The sequence below is a fragment of the Streptomyces sp. NPDC111516 genome (assembly GCF_055635345.1).
Window position 1 is genome coordinate 73,080 of record NZ_JBVKBV010000001.1, and the last position, 11,945, is coordinate 85,024.

Annotated in this window: 11 protein-coding genes; 8 read left to right on the plus strand and 3 right to left on the minus strand. The window is 72.8% G+C overall.

Annotation, left to right across the window (positions count from 1 at the left end; translation table 11 throughout):
• Nucleotides 1-12: 12 nt before the first annotated feature.
• Entirely contained in the window at nt 13-735 is a 723-nt protein-coding gene (locus ACZ7L9_RS00380) for a ZIP family metal transporter (RefSeq protein ID WP_471411138.1), read from the minus strand.
• Nucleotides 736-840: 105 nt separating this feature from the next.
• Between ACZ7L9_RS00380 and cobM the strand changes: the two genes are divergently transcribed.
• The 6 genes from cobM to cobC all read left to right on the plus strand — a co-directional run bounded on the left by cobM (nt 841) and on the right by cobC (nt 7,320).
• On the plus strand, nt 841-1,689 hold the full coding sequence (gene cobM / locus ACZ7L9_RS00385; protein ID WP_471411140.1) for a precorrin-4 C(11)-methyltransferase: 849 nt from the start codon (nt 841-843) through the stop codon (nt 1,687-1,689).
• Nucleotides 1,690-1,754: 65 nt separating this feature from the next.
• A complete protein-coding gene (gene cbiE, locus ACZ7L9_RS00390; protein WP_471412711.1) occupies nt 1,755-3,008 on the plus strand; it encodes a precorrin-6y C5,15-methyltransferase (decarboxylating) subunit CbiE in 1,254 nt (417 codons plus the stop codon).
• Nucleotides 3,005-4,726: a precorrin-3B C(17)-methyltransferase gene (gene cobJ, locus ACZ7L9_RS00395; protein ID WP_471411142.1), complete on the plus strand. Its 1,722-nt coding sequence runs from the start codon at nt 3,005-3,007 to the stop codon at nt 4,724-4,726. Before cbiE ends, cobJ begins: the two co-directional genes overlap by 4 nt.
• Nucleotides 4,726-5,334, plus strand: coding sequence for a precorrin-8X methylmutase (locus tag ACZ7L9_RS00400; RefSeq protein ID WP_471411144.1), 609 nt, complete (start codon nt 4,726-4,728; stop codon nt 5,332-5,334). The genes cobJ and ACZ7L9_RS00400 overlap by 1 nt, the downstream gene beginning before the upstream one ends.
• Nucleotides 5,331-6,242, plus strand: coding sequence for a sirohydrochlorin chelatase (locus ACZ7L9_RS00405; RefSeq protein WP_471411146.1), 912 nt, complete (start codon nt 5,331-5,333; stop codon nt 6,240-6,242). The genes ACZ7L9_RS00400 and ACZ7L9_RS00405 overlap by 4 nt, the downstream gene beginning before the upstream one ends.
• Complete coding sequence (cobC, locus tag ACZ7L9_RS00410) at nt 6,226-7,320, plus strand: Rv2231c family pyridoxal phosphate-dependent protein CobC (RefSeq protein ID WP_471411147.1); 1,095 nt, start codon at nt 6,226-6,228, stop codon at nt 7,318-7,320. The genes ACZ7L9_RS00405 and cobC overlap by 17 nt, the downstream gene beginning before the upstream one ends.
• 100 nt (nt 7,321-7,420) lie before the next feature.
• Here the strand turns inward: cobC and ACZ7L9_RS00415 are convergent, their stop codons facing one another.
• Entirely contained in the window at nt 7,421-8,422 is a 1,002-nt protein-coding gene (locus ACZ7L9_RS00415; RefSeq protein WP_471411148.1) for an SCO1860 family LAETG-anchored protein, read from the minus strand.
• A 334-nt stretch (nt 8,423-8,756) separates the two neighbouring features.
• On the minus strand, nt 8,757-9,833 hold the full coding sequence (locus ACZ7L9_RS00420; protein ID WP_471412712.1) for an amidohydrolase family protein: 1,077 nt from the start codon (nt 9,831-9,833) through the stop codon (nt 8,757-8,759).
• A 133-nt stretch (nt 9,834-9,966) separates the two neighbouring features.
• Here ACZ7L9_RS00420 and ACZ7L9_RS00425 point away from each other — a divergent pair, with 133 nt between their 5' ends.
• Together ACZ7L9_RS00425 and ectA are read left to right on the plus strand one after the other, a co-directional pair.
• Nucleotides 9,967-11,073: a pyridoxal-phosphate-dependent aminotransferase family protein gene (locus ACZ7L9_RS00425; RefSeq protein ID WP_471411150.1), complete on the plus strand. Its 1,107-nt coding sequence runs from the start codon at nt 9,967-9,969 to the stop codon at nt 11,071-11,073.
• 405 nt (nt 11,074-11,478) lie between these two features.
• The gene (gene ectA / locus ACZ7L9_RS00430) at nt 11,479-11,943 is read left to right on the plus strand and encodes a diaminobutyrate acetyltransferase (RefSeq protein WP_471412713.1); all 465 of its coding nucleotides are present in this window, start codon (nt 11,479-11,481) and stop codon (nt 11,941-11,943) included.
• Nucleotides 11,944-11,945 lie beyond the last annotated feature (2 nt).

Genomic DNA, 11,945 nt, shown 5'->3' on the forward strand with positions numbered 1-11,945 from the left:
GCGGCCCGGTGGTCAGTCCGCGATGCCCACCACCAGCCAGATGAAGCCGACTCCGGCCACGGTGCACAGCAGCGTGGAGCGGGCCGGGTGTTCGTGGTGTGCCTCGGGCAGGATCTCGGCGGCGGCGAGATAGAGCAGTACGCCGCCGAAGAAGCCGAGATAGCAGCCGAGCGGTTCCTCCGGAAGGGTGAACAGCAGCGTCGTCGCCGCGCCCACGAGCGGTGCCAGGGCATCCGCGAACAGCATGAACAGGGCACTGCGGCGGGCGTTTCCGTACAGGCTGGTGACCGTGTAGGTGTTGAAGCCGTCGGCGAAGTCGTGCGTGATGACGGCGAGGGCGACGGCGGCTCCCATGCCGGCGCCCACCTGGAAGGCCGCGCCGAGCGCGACACCGTCCATCAGGCTGTGGCCGACCATCGCCGCCGCTGCCGTGAGTCCGACCTGCGGCACCCGCTCCTCGCCCGCGCCGTGTGCCGCCTGGCGTACGGCGAGCAGACGCTCCACCAGGTGCGCGACGAGGAAGCCGCCCACGAAGAGCAGCAGGGCGGCGGGGACGCCGAAGACGGGTTCGCCCGCGGCGTCGATCGCTTCCGGCAGCAGGTCCAGTCCGACCACGCCGAGCATCAGTCCGCCGGCGAAGCCGAGCACCAGATGGCGGCGGTCGGTGACGCGTTGGGCGACCCAGCCGCCGGCCAGGGTCATCAGGAACGCGCCGAGCGCGACGAACACCGCCATGCGCTCTTGCTAGCCGATTGACCCCGGTGCGCGCACCTCAGCGCGCGCTGCCATCCGCCCCGCCCTTCATCTCCCGTATTCCGTTTCCCGAAAGGACCCCGTCCCATGTCCGAAGCAGTCGACGCAGCCGGCCCGGTCGCCGCGCCCACCCACGGCAGAGTGACGTTCGTCGGTGCCGGCCCCGGCGCCGCCGATCTGCTGACCTTCCGGGCGGCGCGGGCCATCGCGGATGCCGACATCGTCATCTGGGCGGCGAGCCTGGTCCAGGCGGAGGTCCTGGAGCATGCCCGGGAGGGCGCGGAGATCCTCGACTCGGCGCAGATGTCGCTGGAGCAGGTCGTCGCCGTGTACGAACGTGCGGCGGCCGAGGGGCTGAAGGTGGCCCGTATCCACTCCGGCGACCCGGCCCTGTGGGGCGGCACGCAGGAGCAGGTCGACCGGTGTGCCGGGCTGGGGGTGGCGGTCGAGATCGTGCCAGGGGTGTCGTCGTTCTCGGCGGTCGCGGCGATCGCTCAGCGGGAGCTGACGATTCCGGAGGTCGCGCAGTCCGTGATCCTGACGCGTCTCGGTGGCGGCAAGACGCCGATGCCGCCGGGCGAAGAGGTACGGGAGTTCGCGCGTCACGGCACGACGATGGCGCTGTTCCTTTCGGCGGCCCGGTCCGGGCAGCTCACCCAGGAGCTGTTGGAGGGCGGCTATCCGACGTCGACGCCGGTCGTGATCGCATACCAGGCGACCTGGCCGGAGGAGCTGATCCTGCGCTGCACGATCGGGACGCTGGAGGAGACGGTCAAGGAGCACAAGCTCTGGAAGCACACCCTCTTCCTGGTCGGTCCGGCGCTGTCGGCGTCGGGGACGCGTTCGCACCTCTACCACCCGGGGCACTTCCACGGTTTCCGCAAGGCCGACAAGGCGGCGCGGGCCGAGCTGCGCGCCCAGCGGTCCGGCTCGTGACCGGGGTCTTCGGTACGGGGACCGCCGCACGGATCCGGGGATTCGGTACGGGTACCGCCGCGCCGATCCGGGTCTTCGGTACGGGGACGGGCGAGCCGCTCGGTCGCGAGGCCCGGGAGGCGCTGACCGTGGCCACGCTGGTGGTCGGCGCCCGGCGCCATCTGGAAGCCGCGGGGCTGCCGGAGCGGGTGCGGCGCGTCGTGCTCGGTCCGCTGGCGCCCGCGCTCGACCGAATCGCGGAGCGCGCGCCCGAGGCCGGTGAGCGGGTGGTCGTGCTGGCCTCCGGCGACCCCGGATTCTTCGGGATCGTACGGGCGCTGACGGAGCGTTTCGGGCCGGAGGCGCTCGATGTGCGGCCGGGTGCGCCGTCCGTCGCGGTCGCGTTCGCCCGGCTCGGGCTGGCGTGGGACGACGCGGTCGTGGTCAGCGCGCACGGCCGCGACCCGAGGACCGCCGTGAACGTGTGTCTGGCGCATCCGAAGGTGGCCGTCCTGACCGGGCCCGGCGCCGGGCCCGCGGAGCTGGCGGCCGGTCTTGTGCACGGAGCCGGGGGACGCACCCTGGTCGTCGCGACGGCGCTCGGCGATCCGGAACGGGAGCGCGTGGAGCGACTGACTCCGGCCGAGGTACTGGCCCGTGACTGGCCGGATCCGGTGAGCGTGGTGCTGTGCCTGGACGAGTCCCGGGTGCTCTCGCCCGTACGGACCATCGCGGGAGCATCCGCCGGGCCGGGGCAATGGGCACTGGACGAGGCGGAGTTCGAGCACCGCGACTCGATGATCACCAAGTTCGAGGTGCGGGCACTGGCGCTGGCCCGGCTGGGGCCGCGCACCGGTGACCTGGTGTGGGACATCGGCGCGGGTTCGGGTTCGGTGGCGGTGGAGTGCGCGCGCCTCGGCGCGGCCGCCGTCGCCGTGGAGAAGACCCCGGACGGGGTCGGGCGGATCAGGGCGAACGCGGCCGCACACGGGGTGTACGTCCGTGCGGTGCACGGCTCCGCGCCCGCCGTGCTCGACGGTCTGGGCGAGCCGGACGCGGTGTTCATCGGGGGCGGCGGGCGTGAACTGCCCGCCATCGTGACGGCGTGCGCCCGGCGTGCGCGGCGCTCGGTGGTGGTGGCGCTGGCGGCGCTGGACCGGGTGCCGCAGGTGCGGGCCGCACTGGCCGGTGCCGGGCTCGTGCCCGAAGGCGTGCTGCTGCAGTCCTCCCGACTGGCACCGCTGCCCGGCGAGGTGACGCGGCTCGCCGCGGCCAACCCGGTCTTTCTGCTGTGGGGCACCCGCCCCGCGGTTCGTGCAAGTGAAGGAGCAACCCAGTGATCGGCCTGATCTCCGCCACGGCGGCGGGCACCGTCGCCCGCGACCGGCTGGCCGCGGCGTGGCCCGGCCGCACCGCGGTCTACGAGGGACCGGTGCGCGAGGCCGTGCAGCGGGCGTTCGCCGAGTGCGAGCAACTGGTGTGTTTCCTGGCGACGGGGGCCGTGGTGCGGCTGCTCGCGCCGCTGCTGTCGGACAAGTCCTCGGACCCGGGTGTCGTCTGCGTCGACGAGGCGGGCCGCCATGCGGTGGCACTGCTCGGCGGGCACGGTGGCGGGGCGAACGCGCTGGCCGAGGCGGTCGGTGAGGTGCTGGGCGCGGCGCCGGTCGTGACGACGGCGACGGACGCGGCGGGAGTGCCGGGGCTGGACATGCTGGGCCTCCCCGTGGAGGGGGACGTGGCGGGCGTGTCGCGCGCGATGCTCGACGGGGCTCCGGTGGAGCTGCGCGCGGACGCGGTGCGCCCGTTGCCGCCGCTGCCGCCGAACGTGTCTCCCGGTGCCGGGGGCCCTGCGGTGCTGCATGTCACCGACCGGATCGTCGAACTCGGTTCTCCGGCCGCCGTGTTGCGGCCCGCGTCACTCACCGTCGGGGTCGGTGCGTCCAGGGGCGCACCGGTCGAGGAGGTCGTCGGGCTGATCCTCGACACCGTGGACGAGGCCGGGCTCTCGCCGCTGAGCATCGCGGAGCTGGTGACGGTCGACGCGAAGGCGGACGAGCCGGGGATCGTCGCGGCGGCCGAGCGGTTCGGCGTACCGCTGCGGACGTACGCCGCCGAGGAGCTGGCCCGTATCGAGGTGCCCAACCCGTCGGGCGCGCCGCTCGCCGCGGTCGGCACGCCGTCCGTGGCGGAGGCCGCCGCGCTCGCCGCGGGGGGCGAACTCCTCGTACCGAAGCGGAAGTCGGCGCCTGAGGGGCGGGCCGCGATGGCCACGTGTGCGGTGGTGCGCCGCAGCCCGCGCGGGCGCCTGGCCGTCGTCGGTCTCGGCCCGGGTGCGCGCGATCTGCTGACCCCGCGCGCCCGCGACGAACTGCGGCGGGCCTCGGTGCTGGTCGGGCTCGATCAGTACGTGGACCAGATCAGGGACCTGCTGCGGCCCGGCACCACCGTCCTGGAGTCGGGGCTCGGCGCCGAGGAGGCGCGGGCCCGCACCGCGGTCGCCGAGGCGCGCAAGGGGCATGCGGTGGCGCTGATCGGCAGCGGTGACGCGGGCGTGTACGCGATGGCGTCGCCCGCGCTCGCCGAGGCGGGCGCCGATATCGACGTGGTGGGCGTGCCGGGTGTGACGGCCGCGCTGGCGGCTGCCGCGATCCTGGGCGCCCCGCTGGGCCACGACCACGTGTCGATCAGCCTCTCCGATCTGCACACGCCGTGGGAGGTCATCGAGCGCCGGGTCCGGGCGGCGGCCGGGGCCGACCTCATCGTGACGTTCTACAACCCGCGCAGCCGGGGCCGCGACTGGCAGCTCCCGAAGGCCCTGTCGATCCTGTCCGAGCACCGGGAACCGGCGACGCCGGTCGGTGTCGTGCGCAACGCCTCGCGCCCGGACGAGAGCAGCCGGGTGACCTCGCTGGCCGCTCTGGACCCGGCGACGGTCGACATGATGACGGTCGTGACGGTCGGCAACACGGCCACCCGGGAGATCGCGGGCCGCATGGTGACACCGCGCGGCTACCGCTGGCAGTCGGCCACCACGGCCCCGGCGCGGGAGGGAGCCTAATGAACCGGCCCTGGGAGAGAACCGTTCACCCCATCGAGCAGGAGTCCTACCGGCGGCTGCGCGCCCGGCTGGACACCTCGCACTTCGCACCGCTGACCCGGGCCGTCGTGGAGCGGGTCATCCACTCCGCGGCGGATCTGGCGTACGCGACCGATCTGGTCTGCGACGAGGCTTCGCTCGTCGTCGCGCACGCGGCGCTGCACGCCGGTGCGCCGGTCGTCACCGATGTGGAGATGGTCGCGGCGGGCATCACCCGCCGCGAGACCGTGTGCCGGCTGAAGGAGGCCCGGTCGGGCCCCGGGCTGACCCGTTCGGCACACGCGATCCGGCTCGCGTACGAGCGGGTCGGACCCGGCGCGATCTGGGTGATCGGCAACGCGCCGACCGCGCTGGAGGAGTTGCTCGTCCTCGATGCCGCGCCCGCGCTCGTCATCGGGCTGCCGGTCGGTTTCGTCGGCGCGACCGAGTCGAAGGCGGCGCTGCGCGAGAGTGGTCTGCCCGCCGTGAGCAATGTGTCCGAGAAGGGCGGCTCGGCCGTCGCCGCCGCCGCCCTCAACGCCCTGCTGTACCACCCCGTACCGCGCACGACCACCGAGGAGAACCTGTGACCACCCCGGCCACCCGGCCCGCACTGCTCATCGCCGGCCACGGCACCAGGGACGAGGGCGGGGCCGCGGCGTTCCGTGACTTCGTGACGGAACTGGGCGAGCGCCACCCCGAACTGCCCGTCGCGGGCGGCTTCATCGAACTGTCCCCGCCGCCCCTCGGTGACGCCGTGACCGAGCTCGTCGGGCGCGGTGTCCGGCGTTTCGCCGCCGTGCCGCTGATGCTGGTGTCGGCCGGGCACGCCAAGGGGGACATTCCGGCGGCACTGACCCGTGAGAAGGAGCGCCACCCCGGCATCTCGTACACCTACGGCCGTCCGCTCGGCCCGCACCCGGCGCTGCTGAAGGTGCTGGAGCGCCGGGTCGACGAGGTGCTGGGCGACACCGACCGGTCCGAGGTGACGGTGCTGCTGGTGGGGCGCGGTTCGACCGACCCGGACGCCAACGCCGAGGTGTACAAGGCGGCGCGGCTGTTCTGGGAGGGCCGGGGTTACGCGGGGGTGGAGACGGCGTTCGTCTCGCTCGCGGCGCCCGACGTACCGTCCGGTCTCGACCGTTGCGTGAAGCTGGGTGCCGGGCGCATAGTCGTTCTGCCGTACTTCCTCTTCACCGGCATCCTGCCGGACCGGGTGCGTCGTCAGACCGAGGAGTGGGCCGCCGCCCACCCGGAGCCGGATGTCCGCTCGGCCGAGGTCATCGGCGCCGCCGAGGAACTGTACGACCTGGTCATGGAGCGCTACCGGGAGGCCGTCGAGGGCGATCTGCGGATGAACTGCGACTCTTGCGTGTACCGGATCGCGCTGCCGGGCTTCGAGGACAAGGTGGGGCTGCCGCAGCAGCCGCACTTCCACCCCGACGACGACGGCCACCATCACCATCACCCCCATGGCGGTCATGCACACTCACATTGAAAGCCCCGACGCGACAGGCGCGGGCACGCACGATCTGCGGCACCACGGTGACGCTGAAGTACGGGGACGGGGCCGGGATCTGACCGATCTCGCCGTCAACGTACGGACCGGTACGCCCCCCGCCTGGCTGCAGAAGCGGATCGCCGCGTCGCTGGGCACGCTCGCCGCCTACCCGGACGGCCGTCCGGCGCGGGCGGCGGTCGCGGCCCGGCACGGGCTTCCGGTGGAGCGCGTGCTGCTGACGGCGGGTGCGGCGGAGGCGTTCGTACTGATCGCACGGGCGCTGCCGGCCTGCCGTCCGGTGGTCGTCCATCCGCAGTTCACCGAGCCGGAGGCGGCGCTGCGCGCGGCCGGGCACGAGGTGCGGCGGGTACTGCTGCGGGCCGAGGACGGTTTCCGGCTGGACCCGGCGGCCGTGCCCGAGGACGCGGATCTGGTGGTGGTCGGCAATCCGACCAACCCCACCTCGGTCCTGCATCCGGCGGCCGTGCTGGAGAAACTGGCGCGTCCCGGGCGGATGTTGGTGGTCGACGAGGCGTTCATGGACGCCGTGCCGGGCGAGCGTGAGGCACTTTGCGGACGCCCGGACGTCCCCGGGCTCGTGGTGCTGCGCAGCCTCACCAAGACCTGGGGGCTTGCGGGGCTGCGGATCGGTTACGTGCTGGCCGCCCCGGAGACGATCCGCGTGCTGGAGAGGGCGCAGCCGCTGTGGCCGGTGTCGTCCCCGGCGCTGGCGGCGGCCGAGGCGTGCATGGAGCCGCGGGCCCTGGGCGAGGCGGCGGCCGCGGCGGAGCGGATCGCGGTGGACCGGGCCCATCTGGTCGCGGGACTGCGGGAGTTCTCCGAACTGCGGGTGGCGGAGCCCGCCGAGGGGCCGTTCGTCCTGGTGCGGCTGGAGGGGGCCGCCGAGGTACGGGAGCGGTTGCGGGCGCTGGGGTTCGCGGCACGGCGTGGAGATACGTTTCCGGGGCTGGGCCCGCAGTGGCTGCGGCTGGCGGTACGCGACCGGGCGACGACGAACCGCTTCCTCCAGGCGCTCGACCAGGCGCTGCAGACGCTGACCGCGGTCACACGCTGACCGGTCGGCCCACGGGGAGCGGCGCTCCGTCACACGAACGCCGCTCCCCGCTCCCCTCCTGGCTACGTCTGCCCCCCTCGGGCCTTGAGCCGTGCGGGGGTCAGCCCTGGGCGCGGCGCCTGGCCACGACCATCGCCCCCGCGCCCGCCGCCAGCAGCAGGGCGGCGCCGCCCGCGATGTACGGTGTGGCCGAACTGCCGCCGGTCTCCGCGAGGTTGGAGTCGACGGCCGGGGCGTGGCCGGTGCCGGTCTGGGGCTTCACATGGCCGCCGTCACCGCCACCGGTGGCACCGGAGGTGCTGCCCGACGTACTGCCGGAGGTGCTCCCGCCGGTCGCGCCGCCGTTGCCGGAACCACCGTTGCTCGCACCGCCGTTGTCGCCGCCCGGTCCCTTCGGGGTCTCGCAGGTCGCCTCGGCGAGCGTGACCTCGCCCCGCACATCGGCGACGTTCAGCTTGAGCGGGTTGACGGAGACCTTCAGCTGCAGTGCGACCGCCGCCGCGGTGCGCGAGGTGGTGTGTGTCTTCGACAGGTCGAGGGTCACCTCGCCGACGCCCGGCACCTGGACCTGCGTGGTGCCGCCCGCGCCGAGGTCGATCCGCTTGCCGAGGACCGACACATGTCCCAGCACGTTCGACTCGGCGACCGGCTTCCTGCCCACCTCGCAGACGGCCTTGGAGGTGACCTTCTCGACCTCGATCAGCGAGAGCAGCGGCAGTCCGGGCACATGGACCCGGGCCTTCGCCACATTGCTGTAGCCCTCGGCCCGGTGCTTGCCGACGGTGGCCTTCGCGGTGGCCACATCGGCACTCAGGACGCTGAACGGCCGTCCGCCGTCCACCCCGTCGAGCCGCACGCTCAGCGCGGTCTTCTCAGCACTGGCGGGTGCCTGCACTTCATTGAGCGTGGCCTTGAGCGGCACATCGATGGTCTTGTTCAGGAGCGAGACGTCGAGTGCGGTACGGAGCACGACCGCGCTCGCCTTCCCGTCGCCGGTGGTCGTGCTGGTCGCGGTGGTGGCGTGCGCCGGGACGGCGACCAGCAGGGCGACGGGAGCGGCGGCGACCGCCAGGGCAGCCAGGCGGAAGGTGTTGCTGTTCAAGATGGTGGAACCCCCACAAGAGATATGGAGCCACCGGCACCGTCCAATGGGGGACATCGCGAGCGCCGGTGACCTCGACCCCGAAAGTTTTACGCACAGAGGGTGAACCGTCAGACACCTGACGTGAGTTCACCCCAAAGGGGGGTTTCCGCGCCTGTATTCGAATATCTCGGTACGTTCGTTCCTCGGAGTCACCCGATCCGCTGAGCGCGGACGGCGCAGGCATCGACTACGCCGGGGTGCGCGCCAAGGTGTTTCAACGGCCCGGCAGCGATGCGGTAACTGCCGGTCAACACGGCACACCCCGGCCGGAAGGCGGCCTCGTGAGCCGCCCTCAGCCGATCACCCGCCCGTTCAGCACCACCCGTCGCGGCGCCGCCAGCACCCGTACGTCCGCCCGCGGGTCCTCGTCGTACACCACCAGGTCCGCCGGGGCCCCCTCCTCCAGCACCGGCCGCCCCAGCCACCGACGCGCACCCCAGGTGGTCGCCGACAGCGCGTCCAGGGCCGGGATGCCCGCCTTGACCAGTTCGGCGACCTCGTCCGCCACCAGCCCATGGGCGAGGACCCCGCCCGCGTCGGTGCCGACGAAGACCGGAATGCCGGCGTCGTACGCGGCGCGCACGGTGTCGTATCGCCGCTCGTGCAGCCGCCGCATATGGTCCGACCAGCGGGGGAACTTGGCGTCGCCGCCCGCCGCGAGCGAGGGGAACGTGGCGATGTTGACCAGCGTGGGGACGATCGCGACACCGCGCTCGGCGAAGAGCGGAATGGTCTCCTCGGTCAGCCCGGTGGCGTGCTCGATGCAGTCGATCCCGGCCTCGACGAGATCGCGCAGCGAGTCCTCGGCGAAGCAGTGCGCGGTGACCCGGGCGCCGAGCCGGTGCGCCTCGGCGATGGCCGCCCGGGCCGCCTCACGCGGCCAGCAGGCGGTCAGATCGCCCACCTGCCGGTCGATCCAGTCGCCGACCAGCTTCACCCAGCCGTCGCCGCGGCGCGCCTCCTGGGCGACGTACGCGACCAGCTCGTCCGGCTCGATCTCGTACGCGTAGTTCCGGGTGTACCTGCGGGGCCTGGCGATGTGACGGCCGGCCCTGATGATCTTCGGGAGGTCCTCGCGGTCGTCGATCCACCGGGTGTCGGCCGGCGAACCCGCGTCCCGCAGCAGCAGCGCACCCGCCTCCCGGTCGGCGACGGCCTGCTTCTCGCTGGTGGCCTCGTCGACGGCGCCGTGGTGGTCGAGCCCGACGTGGCAGTGGGCGTCGACCAGCCCCGGCAGCGCCCAGCCGGTGACGGTCACCGCCTCGTCCGCGCCGGGCGGCCTCGTGTACGAGATCCGTCCGTCGACGGCCCAGAGCTCGTCCCGGACGTCCTCCGGTCCGACGAGCACCCGCCCCTTCACGTGCAGCACCCGCGGTGCCGTGTGATCGCTCATGAACAGCACTGTACGAGGCCGCGCCCGGCCCCCTGGGTACGCTTCGACGGAAGCACTGTCCGTACGCGGCACCCGCGGCGCACCGACCCGATCCGAAGAGAGCACCACCGTGACGCACCCCTTCCTCGACCTCGCCCCTCTCACCGCCCCGCGTTTCGCGGCCATCGAGAAGCGGGTGGCCGGCCTCCTCGCCACCGAGCAGGACGTCGTCATCATGCAGGGCGAGGCGCTGCTCCCCCTCGAAGGCTGCATCCGGGGCGGCGCCCGGCCCGGTTCGACCGCGCTGAACGTGGTCACCGGTCCGTACGGGCAGACCTTCGGGAACTGGCTGCGGGACTGCGGTGCCAATGTCGTCGATCTCGCGGTTCCGTTCCACACGGCGGTCACCGCCGACCAGGTGGCGCGGGCACTGGCCGAGCACCCGGAGATCGACTTCGTCTCCCTGGTGCACGCGGAGGCGGCAACGGGGAACACCAATCCGGTCGCCGAGATCGGCGAGGTGGTCCGTTCGCACGGGGCGCTGTTCATGCTGGACGCCGTCGCCTCGGTGGGCGCGGAGCCGCTGCTGCCGGACGTGTGGGGCGTCGACCTCTGTGTGATCGGCGCGCAGAAGGCGATGGGCGGCCCGGCCGGGGTGTCGGCGGTGTCGGTGAGCGAGCGCGCCTGGGAGCGGATCGCGGCCAACCCGCAGGCCCCGCGCCGCTCGTACCTCTCGCTCCTGGACTGGAAGGAGCGCTGGATCGACAGCGGTCGCAGGACGCTGCTGCACGCCCCCGCCCAGCTGGAGATGCTGGCGCTGGAGGCCTGCGTGGAGCGGATCGAGGCCGAGGGCCTGGACGCCCTCATGGCCCGCCACGCCTCGGCCGCCGCGGCGACGCGTGCGGGCGCGGTGGCACTCGGCGGGGGCCTGTCGCCGTATGTGCACGAGGCGGGGGACGCGGCGCCGGTCGCGACGACCCTGCGCGCCCCCGAGGGAGTCGACGCCGCCGAGCTGGTCGCGCGGGCGCTCGCGGCCGACCCGTCGCTGCCGCTGATCGCGGGCGGGGGCGCGCTGTCCAAGGAGATGATCCGGGTCAATCACTACGGTGTGGATGCGACGCGGGGCGCGGTGCAGTCCTCGCTCGCGGCTCTGGGGTCGGCGCTGGCCGATGCGGGCCGGCAGGTCGACTTCGAAACTGCCCGCAAAGCCGTTTCGGAAACCTGGCCGAGCGAATAAACGCACACCGGAACGCCGGTATTCAACAAATGCGGGGAGCTGCTTTATTCAGAGCAGCTCCCCGCATTCTTCTGCCCGCTTTCCCTGACCCTAAACACCCGAGTTTCCAGGACCTCGATCCGGGCTCGATCGACACAATTCCGATGCGTCACCCGAGAGTTATGACCTTGTGACCGACTCCACATCACGCCCGTTATGCCGGATACATAGCGCCCAAAACAGGGGAAAGTGCGACCGGATCGCGCCGGGGCCCGCGCCCGCGTGATAGCACAGCGGATCACCCCACCCAACCCCTCGCATCGATGCAATTTCGAAATTTGCTCGGTAAATTCAATTCCCATGACCGCCGCACCCGCAGATTTTGCACGTGCCCGAAGCCAATTCCTCACCATCGACACCCCACGAGTGGAGGACGGAGCCGCGATCTGGCGCATCGCCCGCGACTCCGAGGTCCTGGACCTCAACTCCTCGTACAGCTACCTGCTGTGGTGCCGTGACTTCGCGGCCACCTCCGTGGTCTGCCGCGACGAGACCGGCGAGCCCGTCGCCTTCGTGACGGGGTACATCCGGCCGGACCGTCCAGAGACGCTCGTCGTCTGGCAGGTGGCCGTCGACGACGCCCACCGTGGGACCGGCCTTGCGGGAAAGCTCCTGGACGCGCTGACCTCGCGGGTCGCGGCCGAGCAGGGCCTGGCCTCGGTCGAGACGACCGTCACCCCGGACAACACCGCGTCGGACCGGCTGTTCACCTCCTACGCGCGGCGCCACGACGTGGCCCTGGAGCGCGAGGTGCTCTTCGACGGCGGGCTGTTCCCGGAGGGAACGCACCTCCCCGAAGTGCTGTACCGCATCGGCCCGTTCCACGCGTGAGC

What these genes read in the sequence shown, in the direction of transcription:
- ACZ7L9_RS00380 (WP_471411138.1), bottom strand. Translation starts at nt 735, where the DNA reads ATGGCGGTGTTCGTCGCGCTCGGCGCGTTCCTGATGACCCTGGCCGGC.
- ACZ7L9_RS00400 (WP_471411144.1), top strand. Translation starts at nt 4,726, where the DNA reads ATGAACCGGCCCTGGGAGAGAACCGTTCACCCCATCGAGCAGGAGTCC.
- cobM (WP_471411140.1), top strand. Translation starts at nt 841, where the DNA reads ATGTCCGAAGCAGTCGACGCAGCCGGCCCGGTCGCCGCGCCCACCCAC.
- cobC (WP_471411147.1), top strand. Translation starts at nt 6,226, where the DNA reads ATGCACACTCACATTGAAAGCCCCGACGCGACAGGCGCGGGCACGCAC.